Origin of the sequence: Candidatus Spongiisocius sp. (assembly GCF_965221825.1) — a bacterium.
Taxonomy (GTDB): Bacteria; Actinomycetota; Acidimicrobiia; order Spongiisociales; family Spongiisociaceae; genus Spongiisocius.
In genome coordinates this window covers 2,505,288-2,527,965 of sequence record NZ_OZ244917.1, presented here as the reverse complement: position 1 = coordinate 2,527,965, position 22,678 = coordinate 2,505,288, and the positions used below count along the sequence as shown (strand labels likewise).

Annotated in this window: 18 protein-coding genes and 1 pseudogene; 14 read left to right on the top strand and 5 right to left on the bottom strand. The window is 68.1% G+C overall.

Annotation, left to right across the window (positions count from 1 at the left end; genetic code table 11):
* Positions 1 to 342 precede the first annotated feature (342 nt).
* From ACOQPD_RS11825 to ACOQPD_RS11810, 4 genes are all read right to left on the bottom strand, one after another.
* On the bottom strand, positions 343 to 1,686 hold the full coding sequence (locus ACOQPD_RS11825; protein WP_420612156.1) for a polysaccharide deacetylase family protein: 1,344 nt from the start codon (positions 1,684 to 1,686) through the stop codon (positions 343 to 345).
* Positions 1,683 to 2,648 carry a quinone oxidoreductase family protein gene (locus ACOQPD_RS11820; RefSeq protein WP_420612155.1) on the bottom strand — a complete coding sequence of 322 codons (966 nt, stop codon included), beginning with the start codon at positions 2,646 to 2,648 and terminating at the stop codon, positions 1,683 to 1,685. Before ACOQPD_RS11820 ends, ACOQPD_RS11825 begins: the two co-directional genes overlap by 4 nt.
* A gap of 79 nt (positions 2,649 to 2,727) precedes the next feature.
* A complete protein-coding gene (locus ACOQPD_RS11815; protein ID WP_420612154.1) occupies positions 2,728 to 3,798 on the bottom strand; it encodes a glycosyltransferase family 4 protein in 1,071 nt (356 codons plus the stop codon).
* 88 nt (positions 3,799 to 3,886) lie between these two features.
* Positions 3,887 to 4,075, bottom strand: coding sequence for a hypothetical protein (locus ACOQPD_RS11810; RefSeq protein ID WP_420612153.1), 189 nt, complete (start codon positions 4,073 to 4,075; stop codon positions 3,887 to 3,889).
* A 394-nt stretch (positions 4,076 to 4,469) separates the two neighbouring features.
* Between ACOQPD_RS11810 and ACOQPD_RS11805 the strand changes: the two genes are divergently transcribed.
* The 10 genes and pseudogenes from ACOQPD_RS11805 to ptsP all read left to right on the top strand — a co-directional run bounded on the left by ACOQPD_RS11805 (position 4,470) and on the right by ptsP (position 16,821).
* Entirely contained in the window at positions 4,470 to 5,651 is a 1,182-nt protein-coding gene (locus ACOQPD_RS11805) for an amidohydrolase family protein (protein ID WP_420612152.1), read from the top strand.
* Positions 5,652 to 5,679: 28 nt separating this feature from the next.
* Positions 5,680 to 7,737 carry a hydantoinase/oxoprolinase family protein gene (locus ACOQPD_RS11800; protein WP_420612151.1) on the top strand — a complete coding sequence of 686 codons (2,058 nt, stop codon included), beginning with the start codon at positions 5,680 to 5,682 and terminating at the stop codon, positions 7,735 to 7,737.
* 165 nt (positions 7,738 to 7,902) lie between these two features.
* Positions 7,903 to 9,627: a hydantoinase B/oxoprolinase family protein gene (locus ACOQPD_RS11795; protein WP_420612150.1), complete on the top strand. Its 1,725-nt coding sequence runs from the start codon at positions 7,903 to 7,905 to the stop codon at positions 9,625 to 9,627.
* Between the two features lie 86 nt (positions 9,628 to 9,713).
* Positions 9,714 to 10,370 carry a hypothetical protein gene (locus ACOQPD_RS11790; protein ID WP_420612149.1) on the top strand — a complete coding sequence of 219 codons (657 nt, stop codon included), beginning with the start codon at positions 9,714 to 9,716 and terminating at the stop codon, positions 10,368 to 10,370.
* A gap of 125 nt (positions 10,371 to 10,495) precedes the next feature.
* Positions 10,496 to 11,991: pseudogene (locus ACOQPD_RS11785) on the top strand (PTS transporter subunit EIIC).
* Between the two features lie 19 nt (positions 11,992 to 12,010).
* Positions 12,011 to 12,451, top strand: coding sequence for a PTS sugar transporter subunit IIA (locus ACOQPD_RS11780; RefSeq protein WP_420612148.1), 441 nt, complete (start codon positions 12,011 to 12,013; stop codon positions 12,449 to 12,451).
* Positions 12,448 to 13,563: a mannitol-1-phosphate 5-dehydrogenase gene (locus tag ACOQPD_RS11775; protein ID WP_420612147.1), complete on the top strand. Its 1,116-nt coding sequence runs from the start codon at positions 12,448 to 12,450 to the stop codon at positions 13,561 to 13,563. Before ACOQPD_RS11780 ends, ACOQPD_RS11775 begins: the two co-directional genes overlap by 4 nt.
* Before the next feature lie 380 nt (positions 13,564 to 13,943).
* On the top strand, positions 13,944 to 14,279 hold the full coding sequence (locus tag ACOQPD_RS11770) for a hypothetical protein (protein WP_420612146.1): 336 nt from the start codon (positions 13,944 to 13,946) through the stop codon (positions 14,277 to 14,279).
* A gap of 13 nt (positions 14,280 to 14,292) precedes the next feature.
* Positions 14,293 to 15,090, top strand: a complete 798-nt coding sequence (locus tag ACOQPD_RS11765) for an inositol monophosphatase family protein (protein WP_420612144.1) — start codon at positions 14,293 to 14,295, stop codon at positions 15,088 to 15,090.
* Positions 15,091 to 15,126: 36 nt separating this feature from the next.
* Positions 15,127 to 16,821, top strand: a complete 1,695-nt coding sequence (ptsP, locus tag ACOQPD_RS11760) for a phosphoenolpyruvate--protein phosphotransferase (RefSeq protein WP_420612143.1) — start codon at positions 15,127 to 15,129, stop codon at positions 16,819 to 16,821.
* A gap of 36 nt (positions 16,822 to 16,857) precedes the next feature.
* On the opposite strand, the gene ACOQPD_RS11755 is transcribed toward ptsP, so the two are convergent.
* Positions 16,858 to 17,112 (bottom strand): HPr family phosphocarrier protein, encoded by a 255-nt coding sequence (locus ACOQPD_RS11755; protein ID WP_420612142.1) that lies wholly within the window; start codon positions 17,110 to 17,112, stop codon positions 16,858 to 16,860.
* A gap of 401 nt (positions 17,113 to 17,513) precedes the next feature.
* Here ACOQPD_RS11755 and ACOQPD_RS11750 point away from each other — a divergent pair, with 401 nt between their 5' ends.
* From ACOQPD_RS11750 to ACOQPD_RS11735, 4 genes are read left to right on the top strand one after another with little or no spacing between them, the layout of a single operon-like run.
* On the top strand, positions 17,514 to 18,308 hold the full coding sequence (locus tag ACOQPD_RS11750; RefSeq protein ID WP_420612141.1) for an SDR family NAD(P)-dependent oxidoreductase: 795 nt from the start codon (positions 17,514 to 17,516) through the stop codon (positions 18,306 to 18,308).
* A 19-nt stretch (positions 18,309 to 18,327) separates the two neighbouring features.
* Positions 18,328 to 19,158, top strand: coding sequence for a phosphoenolpyruvate hydrolase family protein (locus ACOQPD_RS11745; protein ID WP_420612140.1), 831 nt, complete (start codon positions 18,328 to 18,330; stop codon positions 19,156 to 19,158).
* Positions 19,159 to 19,204: 46 nt separating this feature from the next.
* Entirely contained in the window at positions 19,205 to 20,431 is a 1,227-nt protein-coding gene (locus ACOQPD_RS11740; RefSeq protein WP_420612139.1) for a Tm-1-like ATP-binding domain-containing protein, read from the top strand.
* Positions 20,432 to 20,453: 22 nt separating this feature from the next.
* Positions 20,454 to 22,451 carry an FAD-dependent oxidoreductase gene (locus ACOQPD_RS11735; RefSeq protein WP_420612138.1) on the top strand — a complete coding sequence of 666 codons (1,998 nt, stop codon included), beginning with the start codon at positions 20,454 to 20,456 and terminating at the stop codon, positions 22,449 to 22,451.
* The last annotated feature ends 227 nt before the right edge of the window (positions 22,452 to 22,678 follow it).

Genomic DNA, 22,678 nt, shown 5'->3' with positions numbered 1-22,678 from the left:
CTACCCGACCGTCGCTCCTCGACATCAGAACGCGAAAATCGCCACCCCGGACCCCACCCTGCGGGCCCTCCCCCTCCGCCACCACCTTGGTCCGAGACGCGGCCCGCTATGCCCTCGACGGGCGGCCTCGCACGATTGATCCCTCTCGCGGCCCGGTCGACGTCGGGTCCGGCCGCTTGGTAATTACGGTATCCAACAACTTACGACGAGGGTGTGACAGTTTCAACCCCCCGTACCGTCGGGCGATGGCCGGGCCGGACGTCATGGCCGGTTGGACGTCGGTCATGCGGCCGAACCCGCTTGGGGAGATCGAGTCCAAGCGGAGGCCGCCGGGCGATGACGCTACCGGGCGCAGATGGGCTCGAAGCGGATGCCCTGACCCGACAGTTGCTGGAGGGCGATGTCCAGGCCCTGCACGGTGCGGGAACGGTCACCGCCTCCGTCGTGCATCAGGATGATGCCGCCATCGACCGAGCCCGCCACTATCCGCTCGGCGATCATCTCCGCAGTCAGGTCGAGCCAGTCGTTGGCGCTGGCGCTCCACATGATGACATCCAGGCCGCGCTCCTCGGACCGTTGCCGTACGAGATCGTCAAGCGCCCCGTAGGGCGGGCGCATGCAGGCGGTGGCGTTGGCGCCGAGGATGTCCTGGGTCCGTTCGAGGGTCCGGTCTATGGCCTCGCCGGACAGCTTCGCCAGGTTCTCGTGGTTCCAGGTGTGGTTGGCCACCGTGTGACCCTCGAGTAGCACCCGGTTCAGGAGGTGGGGGAAGCGTTGGACCATCGCCCCGACCACGAAGAAGGTGGCGCGCACGCCGTAGCGCCGCAGCACGTCGAGCACCTCGGTGGTATGCACCGGATGGGGACCGTCGTCGAAGGTCAGGTAGACCACCGGACCAGGGGGTACCGGCCCGCGGTCGAGGGAGCGCACCGTGGCGGTGATCTCGAAGTCGGCCGGCTCCTCGGCGGTCGAGACCACCTCCAGCAGCCAGGTCATGTTCGCCGGCAGGACCAGGGCGGCTCGTCTCGGCCGCTCTCCCGGTAGGCCGGATACGTCCTCGCCCAGCCCGGCGTCCAGCCACACGCCGGTGGGAGCTCCGAGCGTGAACGTGTACCGGATGTCGGCCACCGCCTCGATGACGTATGCCTGGCGGTCCCCGGGGCCGACCGTACCGGGGATGGTGATCAGGTTCTCACCGTGAGGGAACTCGATGATCCGGCCGGTCGGCACCGGTGTGGCTACAGGGTCCTCCGGCTCGGGGGTGTCCGAGGTGGCTGTTGCGGGCGATTCCTCTACGACCGGCTCGGTCTCCTCGGGCACCATCTCCACCTCGGGTTCGGCATCGGGTTCCACCGGCACCGCCGGGTCGGCCGTGACGGGCTCCCCCTCCGGCTGGGCGGCCTCAGGTTCGACGGCCTCCTCCGGCTCCTCGACGACCGGCTCGGGAGCGGGCGGCTCCGCCTCCACCTCAGCCGGCTCGGTGACGGCTGCCGTCGCTGTCGTCGGTGGGGAGGACGCCGCCGCGGGTTCCGGGTCCGCGGGCCGGGTGGACGGAACGGCCGGTTCGGAGGTGGATGGAGTGTCCGGCACCGCCGCGGGCGGGGCGCCGGTCGAGCAGCCGCCAACCAGCCCGGCCAGCACCAGGCCGGTGGCTACCCGTCGCGCCCACCCCCCGCCGCGCCTCATGGCTCGATGAGCACCTTGCCGGTGGTGGCTCGCCCTTCGAGCGCCCGGTGGGCGTCGGCGGCCGACTCGAGCGGGTACCGCGCCCCGATCCGCACGTCCATCCCGCCGGCCACCCAGGCGAACAGCTCCTCGCTCCGGGACAGCAGGGCCCGGCGGGTGGCGACATGGTGGAACAGGGTCGGCCTGGTGAAGAAGATCGAGCCGTTGGCGGTGAGATCCAGCGGGTCGATGGGATCCACCGCTCCGGAGGCGTTGCCGAACGCCACCATCAGCCCGAACGGACGGAGCAGGCCCAGCCCGGCGGGGACGGTCGCCTTCCCGACTCCGTCGTAGACAACGTCAAGCGGCCTGGGACCCCCGATCTCCTCCACCCGTTTCGCGAAGTCCTCCCGGGTGTAAACGATCACATGGTCGGCGCCCGCCGCCCTGGACAGCTCGGCCTTGGCCTCGGTTCCCACCGTCGTGTAGACCGTGGCGCCCAGCCGCTTGGCGATCTGGGTGAGCAGCAGGCCGACCCCTCCGGCTCCGGCATGGATCAGGCAGGCCGACCCAGGCTCCAGGGGGTAGGTGTCGACCGCCAGGTAATGGGCGGTGAGACCTTGGATCATCAGCGCGGCGGCCTGGTCCGCCGACACGCCGTCGGGGACCGGAACCAGCTGATCGGCCGGCACCCTGGCTCGCTCGGCGTACGCTCCCGCGACGGTTCCCCACGCCACCCGGTCTCCCACCGCCACCTCGGTGACGTTCCGGCCGACCGAGATGACCGTTCCGGCGGCTTCGAGCCCGGGTGTGAAGGGAAGCTCGACGGGGTAGAGACCGCTGCGGTGGTAGGTGTCTATGAAGTTCAACCCGGCCGCGGTGACCTCGACGACGGCATCGTCCGGACCTGGGGCGGGGTCCTCGATCTCTGCCGGCGCCAGTACCTCGGGACCACCCAACTCGGATATCACGATGGCCCGCATCGATACTTCCCTCCCTTGTCTCCGGTTCCGTATGAACGGTAGTCAGCGACTCGATCCCGGCCGCGGAATGCGCCGGTGATCAGAGGCCGTCCACGACCTCGCGAAGGGCGGAATCAAGACGCCCGGCCACCGCTTCCCACGAGAAGTGCCGCTCCGCGTGGGCGCGGGCCGCCGCGCCCATCTCCGGGCGCTGCTGGAGAGCCAGTCCGACAGCCTCCACGATCCGGCCGATCGTGGCGGCCACGTAGCCTGTCACCCCCGGCACCACCGTCTCGGGAGCACCGCCCGACGTGCCGGCGACCACCGGGAGCCCGGTTGCAGAAGCCTCCAGGTAGACGATGCCCAGCCCTTCGATCTCCAGGCCGAGCCACCGGGATCGGGCCGGCATCACGAACACGTCGCACGACCGGTAGAGATCGGGAAGCTCCTCCCAGGTGGCATCGGTTACGACCTCGACGGGAACCGAGGCCCGGGCGGCGCGGTTGCGGATCCGGCCTTCCAGCCGGCCCTGCCCGACCAGGAGCACTGACACGGGGGTGCCGGCGGCGCTGAGCCGCTCGGCGGCCACCAGCACCCGCAGATGTCCCTTGCGCGGCACCAGCCGCGATATGCACCCGATCACCGGCCGGTCACGGGCCGGCGCGGAAGCCCGCGGACGGAAGGTGTCCAGGTCCACCCCGGCTCCCAGCACCGTGGTCCGGGTGGCGCCCATCCGCTCCACGCGGCGCGCCGTGTACCGGGACACCGTCAGCACCCTGGCGGCCCGGCGAAAGGTCCGGCCCAGCAGATGGCGAAGGCCGGGGACGGCTCCCGGCAGGGTCACCTCCGCACCGTGCGCCATCACCACGTAGGGAAGCCCGAACGTCCGGCTCAGGCGAGGGCCGAGTTGGGCGAGCGGATGGGGCGCACCGAACAGCAGCACATCGGGCTCGGACTCCTCGACCTGCCCGGCGATCCAGTCTCGCACCCGGCGGGTGGGCCACATGAAACCCCATCCGGACCGGACCACATGGGGCTCATTCGGAGCATCCGGGTGGGCCGGGGCCAGCACCCGGATCCGGGCCGAAGAGTGACCTACCAGGTTGGATAGGTACTGCTGGATCCCCCCCGGCCGGGGCGGATAGTCGTTGGTGATGAGCAACACCCGCATCAAACCCGACGCTACCCCGCCGACACACCACATGGATCAGGTCGATGAGGGGCCGGCGGAACTCATCGGGCCTCGCTCGGCGGTCCGCTCAAGCTCTGTGGGGGAGGTCGTCCTCGGTGAGAACGTCGCCCCAGATCAGCCACAGGTCCCGCAGTAGCGGCTCGTCGAGGCGATCTTCCTTCCCAAGCTCGTAGAACCCGCGCAGACCGAGCCCGACGTCATTGGCCGCCCCCTCCAGCATGCCGATGATCTCTTCCCGAGTGACGGTGATGGCCACGCCGTGCTCCTCCTCAAGCACGTCCCAGTGTAGCTTTAACGTATGACAAAGTAAGGTGGTTCATCTCACCGGGTGTTACATTGACCGCGAGCTATCCCGGAGGAACGTGCAGCCAGCGAGCCGGCAGAACCGCACAATCAGGTGGTTCATCTGACCAGATGTGACGCCGACCGCGACCTATCCCGACGACGCGCTGCGGACTTCAGGGCCTACGAGCCCGGCGAGGACCACAGCGATGCCGGCGGGATCGAGCACTACCTTTCCACACTCCAGCTACCAACCCTCATAGCTTTGATCAGCCAGCGGCGGCTCCGGAGCGGACTCCTGTGTACCGCCCCGTCCTAATGTGATGCCCCGGAAACGTTGCCGGAGGAGTTGAACAAGGAGGCCGACGATGTGGCTGACCGATGCACGGGTGGTGGATGTCGTCACCGGCGAGATACAGGACGGGGTGAGCGTCCAGATCTCGGACGGGAAGATCGGCGCCATCAGCAAGCAACCGGGCACCGGCGAGCGGATCAGCCTCGGTGGCCGTTACCTCGTCCCGGGTCTGATCTCTGTCCACACCCACCTATCGGTCGTCTACCCGTTCTCCGACACCGACGAGGACGAGAACCCCGGGCTCACCGTGCTGCGGGCCTACGGGCGGGCACAGGATGCGCTCCGGGCGGGGATCACCACCATCCGCTGCGTCCATGAGCTGAACCGGGCCGACCTGCTGCTGGCCGAGGCCGCGCGGGCGGGATGGGCCGACGTGCCACGGATCGTGGGGGCCGGGCGGGCGATCTCCGTTCCCGGAGGGCACGGCGTAGGCCAGGGCAGCGTGATCGCCGACGGGCCTGAGGCCTTCCGGGAGGCGGCCCTCGCCGAACTCGACGCCGGCTGCGCCCACATCAAGGTGTTCATCACCGGAGGGATCGCCAACCTGGGGGAGACCTTCGACAAGCCGCAGATGAATCAGGCCGAGATGCGGGCCACCGTCGACGCCGCCTCCGCCCGTGACACCTACGTGGTGGCCCACGCCGCCTCGTCGCTGGCCATCAACTGGGCGCTGGACGCCGGCATCCGCTCCTTCGAGCACGCCTACGACCTCGATGAGGAGACGGCCGGCCGGATGGCGGCGGAGAATGTGTTCCTCACCCCCACCCTGTGCGTGACCAGCTCGCAGGAATGGATGCAATGGAAGGGGTTCGAGGACTTCCAGATCGAGACCTCCCTCGAGGTGCATCCCACCCACCTGGCCAGCATCCGCCGCGCCGTGGCCGCCGGGGTGACGATGGTCAACGGGACCGATTACCCGCCCGGTGACCCCATCGACGGCACCAGCGTGGCCGTGTACGAGATGGGGCTCATGGAGGGCGCCGGGCTGCGCCCGCAACTTGCTCTCGCCGGCGCCACCTCCAATGCCGCCCGGCTCTTGGGAATGGAGTCCGAGATCGGTACCATCGACGAGGGCAAGGTCGCCGACCTGGTCGCCGTCGAAGAGAACCCGCTTTCCGACGTAGCGGCGATGCGAGAGATCTCCTTCGTCATGCAGTCCGGCCGCGTGGTGCGGGACGACCGGCCGGCCGCCTGACCGCAACGACCCCTCTCCGAAGTTGAGCATGACCGAACGCAGATACCGCTTGGCGGTGGACATCGGCGGGACCTTCGTCGACGCCATCGCCTACGACGAGCAGAGCGGGAAGATCACGGTGCGCAAGTCCCCCACGACTCCTGCCGCCCCCGCGGACGGTGTGATCACCGCCACCCGCGCCACCGGCGCCTCCCTGGAGGAGGCCTCGGTGTACACCCACGGCACCACCCTGGGGCTCAACGCCATCCTGGAGCGCAAGGGCTCCGTCACCGGGATCATCACCAACGCCGGGTTCCGGGACATCTTCGAGATCGCCCGCGGTGATCTGCCCCGGGGCTCGATGTACGACTTCCGCTACCGGCGGCCGGAACTTCTCGTCAAGCGCCGCCACACGGTCGGGGTACCCGGGCGGATCGACCACCGCGGCAAGGTGGTGGAGGAACTGGACCACGGCGCGGTGATCGAAGCGGGCCGCCTCCTCTCGGAGCGCGGAGTGGAGTCGGTGGCGGTCTGCTTCCTCCACTCCTACGCCAACAGCGAGCACGAGGAGGCCGCCAAGAGCATTCTGACCAAGGCCTTCCCGGACCTGTCGGTCTCGGTGTCGGTCGACCTGGTGAGGGAGTACCGCGAGTACGAGCGGACCTCCACCGCGGTGACCGACGCCTACATCCGTCCCATACTCGGCAGGTACCTCACCGACCTGGAGGACCGGCTCCGCGACGGCGGTTTCGACGGTTCATTCCTGATCATGCGTTCCGCCGGCGGAGCTATGACCTCGGAGATCGCCCGGGTGTCGCCCCTCCTGACCGTCTTCTCCGGTCCGGCGGGGGGCATCGCCGGGACGATCAGCCTGGGAGAGGCCACCGGCCGCTCCTCCCTCATCTCCTTCGACGTGGGCGGGACCAGCCTCGACGCCTGCGTGATCGTGGACGGCGCCCCCACCGAGGTCTACGAGGCCGAGATCGAGAGCCTTCCCATCCGGATCCCGGTGTTCGACATCCGCACCATCGGGGCAGGAGGCGGCTCCATCGCCTGGATGGACAAGGGCCTGCTGAGAGTCGGCCCCCATAGCGCCGGCGCGGTCCCCGGACCGATCTGCTACGGGCGGGGCAACACCGAACCGACCGTGACCGATGCCTCCCTGTGCCTCGGATACCTGGCGGCTGACGAGTTCCTGGGCGGCCAGATGAGGCTGGACGAGGCCGCGGCGGTTCGGGGTGTCACGGAGAAGCTGGCCGAGCCGCTCGGCATGTCCACCCAGCGGGCTGCCGCTTCGGTCTTCGACGTGCTCCTGGCCCGCACGGTGGGCGCCATCCGGGAGATCACCGTGGAGAGGGGGCTCGATCCCCGAGAGTTCTCGCTGGTGGCTTTCGGCGGGGCGGGGCCGATGCTGGCGCCGCTTCTCGCCAGGGAGATGGAGTTGCCCGAGGTGGTGGTGCCTGCCGCCCCCGCGGTCTTCTCCGCGTGGGGGATGCTGATGTCGGACCTGGAGTACGACTTGGGCCAGACGGTGCTGACCATGCTGGACGACGCCGCCCTGGCACAGGTGGAGGGCGTGTTCGCGCAACTGGAGGGCCAGGCCGACCAGGTGCTCGACGCCCAGTCCGTGCCGCCGGAGAACCGGGTACTGCTGAGACGCCTGGACCTGCGTTACAACGGCCAGGAGCACACTCTGTCGGTCGACCTGCGGGAGGCCGACGACACGGACTCGGTGATCGACCGGTTCCATCGCAGGCACGTGGAGCGCTACGGTCACCGGCTCGAGGAAGAGGTCCAGATCCTCACTGCCCGGGTCAGGGCGATCGGCCGTCTGGAGAAGCCGTCCGCCCTTCTGGGCGCGAGCCGTGCTGTCGACGCAGGCGGCGTCGTGAGCCGGGTCAGCGAGCGCCACGCCTTCGACTTCGCCACCAGGGAGCGTCGCCCGTTCCCCATCCACGAGCGGAGCATGCTGGAGGCCGGCGTGGAGATCGAAGGCCCGGCGATCATCCGGGAGCCGACCTCGGTGACCATCATCCACGGCGACCAGACCGCGGTCCCCGATCCCTGGGGCAACCTGGTGGTCTGTCTGCAAAACAACTTGCCTTAGCATGCTTGCCATCGACGCCCCTCGCTACGTTCCGCCTCCTCGACGTACCGCTGCGGGTACGCCTTCGTCGGACGGGCCTTGCGAGGAACGCCCCTGGCGGCGCATGCTAAGGCCCCGTTTCACAGACAGACCACTGGTGGTTCGCTCGCAAGAACGGGCGTTGAGATGAGCGGCGCCCAGGCCTTGGACGGTGCCACCGTCGAGGTGATCCGCCACTACCTAAACTCCACCTCCGAACAGATGCGGCGCACGCTGGTGAGGACCGCCTTCAACCCGGTTATCTACGAAGTGCTCGACTTCGGCATCTCCATGTACGACCGCCACCGCCGGTTGATCTCGGAGTCGACGGGGATCCTCACCTTCCTCGGCGCCAACGACTACGCCATCCACAAGGGCGTGGAGAAAGTGGGGGTCGAGAACCTACACCCCGGCGACGTGGTGATGATCAACTATCCCTACTGGAGCGGGGCCCATGTCTCCGACGCCATGCTGTTCGCCCCGGTCTTCTGCGAGGGGAGCGAGCTTCCCGACGCCTACCTGGCGGTGCGGGCCCACTGGATGGACCTGGGCGCCAAGGATCCCGGCTACGTGCTGGACTCCACGTCGATGCACCAGGAGGGCCTGATAATGCCCGGTGTGAAGCTGATCCGCCGGGGGAAGATAGATCAGCAGATCATGGCCATCCTGCGATACAACTCCCGGATGCCCGAGACCATCATCGGGGACTTCCACGCCCAGATCTCCGCCTTGCGGGTGGGGGAGCGGCGCCTGCACCAGATCTGGGAGAAGTTCGGCCCGGCCAACGTCGACGCGGCGATCGACCGGATCATCGAGCACGGCGCGCAGACAGCGGCTGAGGCGGTGCGGGCCATGCCCGACGGGCGGTGGTCGGCCCATGACTGGCTGGACGACGACGGCATCTCCCATGACCTGATCAGGATGGCGGTGACGGTCACCATCGATGGAGAGCGCTTCATCGTCGACTACGGCGACTCTGATGACTCCGTGCCGGGGCCGGTCAACATGCCGTTCGGGAAGACCAGCAGCCTGGCCAAGTCGGTCTTCAAGTCGCTCACCACCCCCGACACTCCCGCCAACCACGGCCACTTCGAGCCGCTCACCGTCGAGTGCCCGCCCGGGAACCTCTTCCATGCCGTCTACCCGGCGGCGACCTTCACGCTGTGGACGGGGATGGCGGCCTTCGAGTTGATCAACAAGGCTCTGGCGCAGGGGATGGACCAGATCAACGCCTCCTCCGGCTCCGACGAGCCGGGATTCATGGCGGTGGGCACCCATCCGGAGACCGGGGAGATGTACGCGGTCAGCAACAACGAGGGAATCGGCTGGGGCGCCACGCCGCACCACGACGGGGCGACCGCCCTGCAGCATCCCTCCACTACGGCGGTCCGGAACACCTCGATGGAGGTCCTGGAACACAAGTCTCCGATCTTCCACGAGCGCCTCGAACTCCGCCAGGATTCGGCCGGCGCAGGAAAGTGGCGGGGAGGCCTGGGCATCTGTCGCGAGGTGAAGTTCCTGGCCACCGGAGAAATGCTGTCAATGAAGAAGAAGACCAAGACCAAGCCTTGGGCGCTCAAGGGCGGGCACGAGCCGGAAACCAACGCCATGATCGTGTGGCCGGACACGGAGAGGGCCCACCGGGCCCGGATGGAACGGTTCACCATGCAACCGGGGGAACGGTTCCGCAACCTCTCCGCCGGTGGCGGGGGTTGGGGGGACCCTCTGGATCGCCCCATGGAGCTGGTGCGCGAGGACGTCCTCGACGGCTACGTCTCGGCAGAGCAGGCCGAAGAGGTCTACGGAGTCAAGGTGGAGGCAGACGGGACCGCCACACCGGTCGGGAAGCGTTCGGCACGCCCGCCGTCCTGAGTCCGGACATCTCTCCACGCCTCTCTACGCCGACCGCTACCCGGCTGCGGCTAGCCTGGTCCGTCACCCCACCTCGATAGGAAACCGTGCGCCCGTCCAACATTCCCCCGCTGCCCGTCGGAAAGGTGCTTACAAGAGGTCTCGCCGGATTCCGCGCCGGCGCGGGCGCCCTGACGGTACGCGCGGCCGTCCTGATGGCCGTGCCCGCCGGGGTGCTCGTGGTCCAGCTGGCCATCGACAGCTACTGGACGAACCTGGCCCTCTGGATCCTGGCGCTGGTGGTGGCCGGTTACGCTGCCTGGCCCATCTCCCGCACCGCCCTGGCCACCGTTTCGCCAGGCAACCGGAGGAAGCCGCCGCAGGAGGACTGGTGGGTGCGCGACGGCTTCGTGAGGTCCTCAGCGGTTTTCTTCCTGACCGTGGCGGTGGGAACCCTGTTCTTCATCGTGCCGGGCATCATGGTGCTGATGATCTACAGCCTCTACCCGTTCCTGATAGTGGAACGAAGGGCGAGCGGGTTCCAGGCCCTGGCGCGAAGTTCCCAATTGACGAGCGGCAACCGTATCCGGCTCCTGGGAGTGGTTTTCGTTTGCGCCGCGCTGTTCACTCCCGGGATGGCCGCCCTCGCCGCATGGGGCCCGGGACCGGCCGGGATCATTGCGCTGTGGGTCCTCGGTACGCCGGCCCTGGCCATCAGCTTCACCTCCCTGGCCGCCGCGTACCGGGAACTCGCTCACTCGTGACACCGGGGCCGGTATGGGGATAGCCCTCACCATCCCAACTAGTCATCCGGTGCAGATAACGTTTGTCAGCCGTATGACCGCTCTCTAGGATGGCCGGAGTAGCCAGCTAAATCCGAGGAGGCCGGATGCTTACTCAGCTACAGAAATTCGGTGGTTTCATGGCGGGCATGGTCATCCCCAACATAGGCGCGATTCTCGCGTGGGGACTGATCACCGCCTTTTTCATTCCCACCGGATGGACACCCAATGAGAGTCTTTCCGAACTGGTAGGTCCCATCATTGTCTACCTGCTGCCCGTACTGATCGGGTTCACAGGCGGCAAGATGGTATATGGCCATCGGGGAGGCGTGATGGGCGCCATCGCCACGATGGGAATCGTCATCGGAGCAGACTTCGAACTGGCAAGCGGCGCCACCGGCGACCCGCCCCAGTTCCTCGGCGCCATGCTGGTCGGACCCCTGGCCGCCTGGATCATCATGAAGATAGACGAGTCCTTCCAGGACAAGGTCCCGGTCGGGTTCGAGATGCTCTACAACAACTTCTCAGCCGGAATCCTGGGCTTCATCCTGGCCATCCTCGGCAAGTTGATCATCGGTCCGATCATGGCCTTTGTCGCAACCGTCTTCGGGAACCTGGTCGAGTGGGTCACGGACGCCGGATTGCTACCGCTGGCGGACATACCCATAGAAGTCGGGAAGGTGTTGTTCCTGAACAACGCCATCAATCACGGGGTCCTAGGCCCGCTCGGTGTCGCCGATACGGCGGAAACCGGGCGCTCGATCTATTTCCTCCTTGAGACGAACCCCGGACCCGGCCTGGGACTGCTACTGGCCTACTGGTTCGCCGGTAAGGGACTGGCCAAGCTGTCAGCGCCCGGCGCCATCGTGATCCACTTCTTCGGTGGTATCCATGAGGTCTACTTCCCGTACATCCTCATGCACCCGATCATGATCCTGTCCGTGTGGGCCGGAGGCATCCTCGCCGACATCATCTTCGTGATATTCGACGCGGGGTTGACCGCAACGCCTTCGCCCGGTTCGATCTTCGCCTACCTGGCGGTGATACCGAGAGGACAGCACTTCGGCGTCCTCCTAGGGGTGGCGGCCGCGGCGGCCGCAGCCTTCGTGGTGGGCACGCTCCTGCTGCGGATATCCCCGGTCAAGGAGCGAGAGGGAACCGAGGACATGATCGGCACGATGCCCGGTATTCCCACCGGCGCCTGAACAGCCGAACACCTAGAGTTGGAAGAGCCTCCCCCGGGAGGCTCTTCCCTTCTCCTACCCGAAGGATCATCAACATGAGTTCAGTTACGAAAGCGGCCGCGGATGTCCGCTGGATCGTCCTGGCATGCGAGGCGGGCATGGGTTCGAGCCTCATGGTCACGAACTTCCTCAAGAAGAAGATCAAGAAGGCCAAGCTCGATATCAAGGTCTCCCACTCGCCGGTCCACGACATCCCATCCGGCGCGGATGTCGTGGTCACCCACGCCGGCCTGGCCTCTCGTGTCAAGCAGGTCGCACCCTCGGCGGCTGTGGTCGCGTTCCGTTCATTCCTGAACGACCCGGCCCTGGTCAAACTGGTCGCAGACCTCTCCGCCGGTACGGATGTCGAAGGGGTATGAGAGCGGACAGGAGGTTGGCATGGAGTCGGTAGCCTCGGTCGAGGCAATCACCCTGGGCAGGCGGGAAGGCACCCGTGAAGAAGCAATCGAGCAGGTGTCCGGGATGTTGTTCGACCTGGGCTCCGTGGAGGCCGGGTACGGGGAGTCGATGCTGGCCCGCGAAGGCGTGATATCGACCTACCTGGGCAACGGGATCGCGCTCCCCCACTGCACCTACGAGGACCGGGGTCTCATCAAACGAACCGCCCTCGTTCTTGCCCAGTACCCCGACGGAGTGCCGTGGGGCGACGAGGACGATGTCGCCTACCTCGTGTTCGGGCTGGCAGCGGTGGGAGACGAGCACCTGGCCGTCATGTCGCACCTCGCCGAGGTTCTTGACGACGAGGAGCTCTGCGAACGGCTGGCGGTCACCACCGACGAAGCCTTCGTCCGGGAGACCCTGGCCGCTCCCGAAGGATGACCGGCCGGCGGGTCACGGTATTCGGCGCCGGCAACATCGGGCGCGGCCTGATCGGATGGCTGTTCGGGCGCGCCGGGTGGGAAGTGGTCTTCGTCGACATCTCCCAGGAACTGGTCGATCTCCTGAACCGTGAGGGCTCGTACCGGGTCGTGGAGGTGGGTCACGGGGGCCGCTCCACGGAGACGATCGGCCGGGTGAGCGCGGTCAGCGGGACCGACACGGATCGGGCTGTGCGCGCCACCGCTTCGGCCGATCTGGTGTGCACCGCGGTGGGCTCCGGAGCGCTCGGCAAGGTCGCTCCCGTGATCGCGGCCGCGCTGCGCAAGGACGGCAGCAGGGTCGGCAACGTCCTGGCCTGCGAGAACTCCGACCCCAACACCGCACTGCTACGGGACCACATATCGGGCGCATCGAGTGCCGTCCCTCCCGGAGTGGGCTTCCCGGAGACCATGGTGGACCGGCTGGTGCCCGGCTCGACCGGCGAGGGGCTGACCGTAGAGGTGGAGTCGGCGTTCGACTTCAAGATCGCCGAGGAGGCTTGGGTCGGGGAACCGCCCGGGGTCGAAGGCTTCGAACTGGTACCCGACCTGGTGCTCCACCGCAAGAAAAAGCTCTGGCTGGTCAACGGGCTGCATGCCGGGGCGGCCTTCCTGGGCCTGGCAGTCGGGCACGACTCCATCGCCGAGGCCGTCTCCGACCCTACGATCCGGACCCGCCTCGACGAGATGGTCGGGACCATGGCCGGGGTGCTGGCGACCGAGTTCGGCCACCGCAGCGACGCGGAGTTGTCCGGGTATGGGCGATCCAACCTGGAGAGGTTCGCAGGCGGCGCCCTCACCGACCCGGTCCGCCGCGTGGCGCGCAACCCGCTCCTGAAGCTGGGACCGGACGAGCGGCTGGTTGGCCCGGCGCGAGAGGCGGCGCGGATGGGTCTCCCCACCGGAGCTCTGTGCGACGCCATCGTCGCCGGACTCTCGCTGGACGACCCCGGCGTGCCCGGGATCGACAAGCTGCTCGATGCCCTTGCCGGTGGCGGGTGGCAATCCGTCGTCGGCCTCGACCCTGCGGACGGTCCCCTCCTGAGGATGCTCGAGCAGCGAATCGACGGATAACCCGCCGGTCGATCCGGAGCCTGACCCCGGGACGGACCCCGAGGCCCCCGCAGAAGAACGCGAAAATCGCTGCCCGGCGACACCCACCGCCCCCGGCGGGCCCTCCCCCTCCGCCGCCACCTTGGAGTCGAGCGCGTCCTCCTAGCGGCCGGGGGCCGTCTCGACAATTCATGTTCCCTCGGCGGTCCGGGCCGACGTCTGGCTCGAACCGCAGGTGCTTTTGGTTGTACAACACCATAAAACCGTGATGTGACATAAACAAGAGATGTGATATGTCCCCTCCGTGCCGGCGCTCTTTTCGGTGGAGGATCGGCTGGGACGGGCCATGTGGCCGGCCGAGGTCAACGAAGACGAACCGAACCGCGATCCAGGAAGCCGGGATGGCGGTCTATATTGATCGTTGCGCGACCGGCGAGGATGAAATGGCCATGACCCACGAACAGTTGAGCGAGGCGATGGTTGCCAAGTTCGCCGCGGAGCCGGATCCGTCCGGCCAGGCCGACCTGATCTGTTCCAAGGGCGCCTTGGGGATCGCCGCCGACCGCAAACAGATCAAGAAGACCGTCAAGCGGCTGCGGTCCGTCCACGGCTACAGGTTCCTGGTGATCAACCGCGGCGATCTCTTCGCTGCCAATCCGGCCACCATCGGCACCAAGATCGGCATCCTTGACCACAACGGCGCCCTCCTGAAGGCCGCCGACCTCCCGCGCCGCTAGCTCTCTTCGGATCGTGCCCGCGGCCGATCTGCCCGTAGCCCTGGAGGCGGCCCACGCCGGGGCGGCGGAGGTGGCATCCGGCCTGGACCGGCAGGTGGAGGTTCGATTCAAGGCTGACGCCGACCCTGTCACCGAGGTGGATCACCGCTCGGAAACGGCCATCCTCGACGTGATCTCCCGGCGCCGTCCCCGAGATCCGGTCGTGGGCGAGGAACGGGGCGGGCTGTTGCCCGAGGAAGGACGGGTGTGGTTGGTCGATCCCCTGGACGGCACCACCAACTTCGTCCACGGCTTCCCTTGGATCAGCGTTTCGGTGGCGCTCTGGATCGACAACGCCCCGTCAGTCGGGGTGGTGGTGGACGTGACCACCGGAGACGAGTACACGGCGGTGGCCGGAGGCGGCGCCCACATCAACGGAACTCCCATCGCGGTGAGCCCCCTGGAGGACTTCGGCCAGGCCTTGATCGTCACCGGTTTCCCCTACGGGCGCCGGGAACGGATCGAGATCTGCGACACCCGCTTCCGCCGGGTCCTGGGCACGGTCCAGGGCGTCAGGCGCCTGGGTGCTGCCTCCCTCGACATGTGCATGGTGGCGAGCGGACGGATGGACGGATACTGGGAGGAGGACCTGGCGCCCTGGGACATGGGAGCGGGCACGCTCCTCGTGACGGAGGCCGGCGGGACGGTGAGCGACCGGTCCGGCCGGTCGGTCGGTCCCTCCGGGGGGTTCGTGGTCGCCAGCAACGGACGTATCCACCAGCAGTTTCTGCACACTCTGGGCGAGCCGAACCCATCCGAACGGCTACCGTGAGACCTGTATGGAAGTGAGAACCCTGGAACCGTCGCCGTGATCGAGCGCACCGGGATCGGCGCCTCGCCAGGCATTGCCATCGGTCCCGCCCACCTCCACGTCTCGCAGCTGCCCGACATCACGCGCCGCCGGGTGGAAGATCCCGCAGCCGAAGTGGAACGGCTCATCCGTGCCGAGGACTCCGTACGGACCAGGCTGTCCGACCTGGCGGCGGCCCACGGAGAGGGTTCGGACGAGGCGGAGGTCATCGGGGCTCACCTCCTGTTGTTGGAGGATCCCGAGTTCACCGGGGAGATCCGCGACCGTATCGAATCGGAGTCCGTGTGCGCCGAGGCGGCCGTGTCCGAGGTGACCGAGGAGTCGGCGACCATGCTGGAGTCGCTCGATGACGAATACCTCGCCGCCCGCGGCGCCGACGTTCGCGACGTCGGCACGCAGCTGCTCAGGTCCGTGCTGGGGCTACCCCTCGAGACCTGGGACGGCTTGGAAGCCCCGTCGGTGCTGGTGTCACGGGACTTCTTCCCCTCCGAGACAGCCACCATCCCTCCGGGGATGGCCCTCGGCCTTTGCACGGAGGAAGGGAGCGCTACCTCCCACATCGCGGTCTTCGCCAGGGGCATGGGTCTTCCGGCGGTGGTGGGAGTCGACCTGCCGGCCCTCGAACCCGGAGCCATGATCGCCCTCGACGGTGAGACCGGCCAGGTCTACGTGGATCCCACCGAGAGCGTGATCCGGACGCTCCGGGAACGCCGGGAGGAACAGGAGAGAGCGAGGGCGAGCGCCGCCGACCGGTCGCAGCAACCGGCCCTGACCACGGACGGGACCCGGATCGAGGTGGCGGCCAACATCGGCTCGGACACGGACGCCGCGCGGGCCGCGGAAGTCGGCGCCGAGGGGGTGGGCCTGTTCCGCACCGAGTTCCTGTTCCTCGACCGCACCCGCCCGATCTCCGAGGAGGAGCAGTACGAGGCCTACCGCACGGTGCTCTCCGCCCTCGGCGACCATCTCGTGGTGGTTCGCACCCTCGATGTGGGAGGGGACAAGCAGGTCCCCGGGATCGAGATCGGCGAGGAACTCAACCCGTTCCTGGGCCTCCGCGGCATCCGGCTCACGCTGGCCCGCCCCGACATGATGCGCGACCAGTTACGGGCGCTGCTGCGGGCGGGAACCGGGGGACGCCTGGCGATCATGGCGCCCATGGTGTCGGGCATGGCCGACCTCATGGCCTTCCGGTCGGCGCTGGTCGAAGCGGAGCGGTCGCTGGTCTCGGACGGCCTGCCCTTCGCCGAGGACTACCAGGTCGGGATCATGATCGAGATACCGTCCGCCGCTCTGATCGCCTCCCGCCTGGCCCCCCATATCGACTTCTTCTCCATCGGCACCAACGACCTAACCCAGTACACGCTTGCGGTGGACCGGACCAACCGGGAGGTGGCCGATCGGGCCGACCATCTGGACCCCGCCGTGCTGCGGCTTATCGGCGAGACCGCCTCCGCAGCCGCCGCCCACGGCCGCTGGGTAGGCGTGTGTGGGGAGATGGCCGGGGACCCCGTGGCCACCCCGATCCTGATCGGCCTGGGCGTCACGGAACTCTCGGTGGCCATCCCGTCAGTGCCCACCATCAAGGAGCGCGTCCGCGCCCTACGGCTCGATGAGTGCCGGGAACTGGCCGCCCAATGCCTGCGGGCGGCCGACGCCGCCGAGGTGAGACGGATACTCGAAGGGGTGTGAACTCGCTCCTGCCCGGGCAGGACTCCAGCCGGTCGCTCAGCCCTCTTCCGACAGCAGTTCCCTGAAGTCGGCCAGCACTTCGTCGGCGTCGTCCCCGTCCACCTCGATCGCGACCGTGGTGCCCAGCGTGGCACCCAGCTTGAGGATCCCGAGCATGCTCTTGGCGTTGACGGTCTTGTCGTTGGCGGTAACAGATATGTTCGAGGGCGACGCCTTCGCCCGCTTGACGAATTCGGCGGCCGGGCGGGCGTGGAGACCCGCCGGGTTGGTGATGGTGATCTCTTCCTTCATCCTGCAATCCGATCTCGACGGGCCACGAAGCCTAGCAATCCGGACGGGGAAGAACGCGAAAATCGCGGCGAGCGGGCGACGCCCGAAGGGCCCACCCCCACCGCCACCACCTTGGTTCGAGGCGCGTCCCGCCCACCCCGGGATGGGGCTGCCTCGAACGATTTGATCCCTCACACGGTCCGGGTCGACGTCGCAGATGGACCGCCGGTGATTACAGTTATCTAACAACATACAACGACGCTGTGACACGTTCAACCCCCTTGTCGGATGGCCGGTGTCGAGAGTCAAGGGCTTCCAACCGGCCGGCAGCCGCCACGAGGGCACCAAGCACGAAGAACCTGGGGCCGGGCACACTAGGATATCGCCGCATCCCCTATCGGCGTGACGAAGGGTCGCGAAGTTTGAGCCTCCCGTTTCCCGACATCTCCAGGAACCTGTTCGACCTGAGCGGCTATTGCAGCATCGTCACCGGAGCCGGCCAGGGTATCGGCAAGGCGCTGGCCACCGGCTTAGCCCATGCCGGCAGCGATCTGGTGCTGGTGGACCTCAACGGCGCCGTGCTGGAGGCGACCGCGGCGGAGATCGGAGAGATCGGTCACGAGGTGGCGACGGTGGTGGCCGATGTCACCGCACCCGACACCCCCGAACGGATCGTCGCCGCTGCCAAGAACCTGAGCGGGCGGATCGACGTGCTGGTCAACAACGCCGGGATCATGGGGTACGCCGACATCATCGGGATCACCGACGAGGAGTGGGACCGGATGTACGGGGTCAACCTGCGGGCGCCCATGCGGATCATGCGGGCGGTGCTCCGGGAAATGGTTAGCGCCGGGCGGGGCAGCGTCATCAACATCGGTAGCTCCTGGTCGTCTCGGGCCTCAGTGTTCAACCAGGACGGAGGCGGGGTCGACTACTGCTCGGCCAAGGCGGCCCTGCAGTCGTTGAGCAGGGCGGCGGCCCAGGACGTGGCGCCGCACGGCGTCCGGGTCAACGCGATCGCTCCCGGCGCGGTCGACACACCCATGCACGCCCACCACCGCGACTACCTGTTCGAGTACGAGAAATACATCCCGCTGGGCCGGATGGAAGTGGCCGAGGATCTGGTGGGACCCGCCATCTTCCTGGCGTCGGATGCCGGGGCATACGTCACCGGCCAGACCATCCACGTCAACGGCGGCCTGCTGATGGTCGACTGAACGAGAGGAGCGGAACCGGATGTTCACGAGGGATCAGGTCTTGGGGCGGCTCCGGGAGAGCCTGGCGAGCGGGAGTCCGATCATCGGGGCCGGCGCCGGTACGGGAATATCCGCCAAGTTCGCCGAGGCCGGTGGCGCCGACCTCATCCTCATCTACAACTCCGGCAAGTACCGGATGGCCGGTCACGGGTCCAACGCCGGCCTGCTGCCGATCGGGGACGCCAACGCCATCGTCGTGGAGATGGGGGAGCGGGAGGTTCTGCCCGTGGTCAAGGACACGCCCGTGATCGCAGGGGTGAACGGCACCGACCCCACCCGGGTCATGGACCGGTTCCTGGTCGGGCTCGAGGCGATGGGCTTCTCCGGAGTGATCAACTTCCCGTCTATCGGCTACACGGACGGGCGCTGGAGGGAGAGCCTGGAGGCCACCGGTTTCGGCCTGAACCGGGAGGTCGAGATGCTGCGTACGGCTTCGGAACTCGGCATCTTCACCATGTCCTACTGCTACGAGGCTCACGAGGCGGCCGCTTTCGCCGAGGCGGGAGTGGACGTGATGGTCGCCCACCTCGGCCTCACCACCGGCGGCAGTATCGGCGCCACCGACTCCTTCACGATGTCCCTCGATACCTGCATCAGCCAGGCCATCGAGACCAGGGAGATCTCCGAGGCGATCAATCCCGACATCATCGTGGTGCTGCACGGAGGGCCGCTGGAGGGTCCCGAAGAAGTCGCTACGGTGATGCGCGGGTCGGGCTGCTACGGGTTCGTGGGCGCCTCCACGATGGAGCGCCTGCCGACCGAGGTGGCCATCGAAACCACCGTCCGCTCCTTCAAGAGCGTGACCATCTGAGCCCGCCCGGGCCTGCCCGAGGAGTGCCGAACGTGGACAGCCGGCTATGAGCAGAATCGTCCTAGCGGGTACGTTCGACACCAAGGCCGAGCCGCTCGAACTGCTGGTGGAGGAGCTTCGTAGCCTCGACGCCCCTCCCATCACCATCGACACCGGCGTCTTCGGCGGCGACCACGGCTGCGACCATCCCGCCGAGGCCGTGGCGGAAGCGGCCGGACACGCCCTCGAAGAGCTCCCTCCGCTGGGCAGGGCGGGAGCGGTATCGGCCATGACCCGGGGTGCGGCCCGCATCCTCCGGCAGTTGGTGGATCGGCGTGAGGTGGGAGCGCTGGTCTGCATGGGCGGCTCCAACGCGGCCGCGGCGTTCTCCGCACTGGCGCCCGTCGTCCCCATCGGCATCCCGAAGGTCCTGATGGCGACCTCGGTGGCCGGCGAGACCAGGGCGCTGGTCCAGGGTGCCGACGTGACCATGCTCTACCCCGTCCTCGACATCGAGGGGGACAACCGGATTCTGCGGAGCATGATCGGCCGGCTTGCCCATGTGGCGGCGGCGCTCCTGCGGGCGGGCGGAGCCCACCCGGTAGGCGCGCCTGAGAACTCGGTCGCGCTGACCATGTACGGTGTCACCAACCCCTGCGTGGCCCACTGCCGCGAGTTCCTGGCGGATCGCGGCCTCGAGCCCCTGGTGTTCCACGCCAACGGCACCGGTGGCCGGTCCTTCGAGTCGTTCGTGAGCCAGGGCCTGGTCTCGTCGGCCATCGACGTGACCATCAGCGAGGTGACCGACGAGCTGTTCGGGGGTCTGTGGCCGGCAGGGTCCGACCGTCTCACCGCCGCATCCCGCTCCGGCGTCCCGCAGGCCATGGCTCCGGGAGCGATCGACATGATCTGCCTGGGCCCCCTGGCAGACCTGCCGGAGCGCTTCCGGAACCGCCCCCACGTGGCGCACAACGACCTGGTCACCCTCGTCCGCACCACCCCCGAGGAGAACTACCGGCTGGGCCGGACGGTGGCGGAACGCCTCGGGATCCCTGGAGCGGCCACCTCGGTCCTGGTGCCGATGAAGGGCGTCTCGCAGCTCGATGTCGAGGGAGGCCCCTTCCACGACCCCGGATGCGTGGAGGCCTTCGCCGAGGGTGTCGAGTCGGGGCTCCCGCCCGGCTCCCCCGTATCGTTGGTGAGGATGGACCACCACATCAACGACCGGGAGTTCGCCGAGGCGCTGGTTGCCGCGGTCGATCCGGTACCGGCTCGATGCCCGACCGCCGGGTAGTCGAGCCCGAGGAGGGTTGCTCGTGAGCTTCGAGAACCTGCTGCGGCCCGGGTACATCAACCGGATGTACATGCGCAACCGGATCATCGTCGGCCCGATGGAGAAGTCGCTGGCCAACCCCGACGGATCGCTGAACGAGCGGTACATCGCCTACGCCCGGCGGCGTGCGATGGGCGGGGCGGCGCTGATCCAGCTCGAGTCGACCTACGTGTCGCCGGAGGGTCGAGGAAACCCCTACCAGGTGGGGTGCCACGGGGATCACGTCGTTCCGGCCCTCACCCGGATGGCCGAGGAGATCCAGGCGCACGGCGCCAAGCTGGCCATGGAGCTCCATCACGGGGGTCGCCAGGCCTCCATCACCGCCCACCATCGCCGGCCGATCGCCCCCTCGGCGATTCCCTCCACCTTCATGGATCCCGGAACGGTCCCCCGCCGTATGACCGGGGCCGACATCCGCCGGGTGATAGCTGACTTCGCTCGGGCCGCCGAGCGATGCCTGGCGGCGGGCGTCGACATGATCCATCTCCACGGCGCGCACGGTTACCTGCTCGGGCAGTTCCTATCCCCGCAATCGAACGGGCGCACCGACGGCTACGGGGGGTCCCTCGCCAACCGGGCCCGCTTCCCCCTGGAGGTGCTCGCCGCGGTCCGGCGGGTGGTCGGGCCGGATTACCCGGTCGGCTACCGGATGTCGGCGGCCGAATACGTGGAGGGTGGTCTGGAGGCGGATGAGTCGGCCCGCTTCGCGGTCATGCTCGCCGATGCCGGGATCGACCTGATAGACGTGGCGGGAGGCACCTACGAGTCGATGTCGAAGATCTTCCAGGGACCCGAGGCGCCCAAGGGCGGCTTCGTCGGGGAGGCCGCGGCGATCCGCCGGGCGGTGGGTGACCGGGTCCCCGTGAGCGTGGCGCAGCGCATGAACGACCCGGTGTTCGCCGACCGGGTGATGGAGCGGGAGGGTTTCGAGTACGTCACCCTGGCCCGAGCCTTCCACGCCGACCCCGACTACGCCCGCAAGCTGACCGAGGGACGGGCCGACCGGATCCTGCCGTGCATGAGTTGCAATACCTGCGCCAACCTGACGGTGGCCCGCACGCCGGCCGGTTGCGCCGCCAACCCCGCCAGCACCTTCGAGCTCTCCCGGGACTCTTTCCCAGCATCGCCGGAGCGGTTACGCGTCATGGTCGTCGGCGGCGGGGTGGCGGGCATGCACGCCGCCCGCTTCCTCGGCCTCCGCGGACACGAGGTCCACCTGTGCGAGGCGACCGAGCGGCTCGGCGGCCAGCTGCACTACCTGCGCCGGGCCCTGCCCGACTACGGAAACCTGGTCGACTGGCTGGCCCTTGAGCTCGACGAACTCGGGGTGAGGATCGAGACCGGCCACCGGGTAGGGGTGCCCGAGATCTCCGGGGCCGATCCCGATGCGGTGGTGGTAGCGACCGGCGCACAAGGAGGCCACCTATGGGCCGGCACGCAGGACCCCACCGTCCCGGTCTTCGACGTCTTCTCCGCACTGGAACGCCCGCTGGACGAGTGGGAGCCCGATGTGGCCATGATCGGCGGTGACTTCGTAGCCTGCTCGGTGGCGCAGCACCTTCGCCGCTCCGGTGTCCGTGTACACATCATCGAAGCCGGAGCATCCCTCGCCGCGGACGGCGCCTTCACCGGGTTGCTGGTGGAGATGGAGTTGGAGGCGGACGAGGGGGTCACCATCCACCGGGAAGCCACCGCGGAGTCGGTCACCGGCGACTGCGTGGTGTTCCAGAGCCGGGGCAAGGAGAGCCGGCTGGAGGTGGGATCGGTCGTGATCGGCGGCCGGCGCCCCGTCTCGGAGCTCTCGGACGAGCTAATGCGGGCCGGGCCGGCGGCCGACATCTACACCATCGGCGACGCCGTCCGGCCGCGAGACCTCTACGCCGCCGGCCAGGAAGCCGCCGACGTAGCCGAACGCATCAACTTGGGCGGACGTGCCGGCGCCCCACGCTCGGTGCTCGCCCACCCGACCACCCCCGGCTGAGCCAACGCCCCGACTCTGGGAGAAGGCCGAAGAGTTTTTCGCGTTCTCGTAGCGAGCGCCCGAATCTGTCACACCCCCACCATACGTTGGCCAATGCCAAGCACCAGCACCGGCCGATGAGGTGAGACCGATCGGAACGGCCGGCCCAAGGGAACATATAGAGGCATATGGAGCGACAGCCGATCCCCGGCACCCAGCCGGGCATGGCCGACCACGCTCCAACCCGG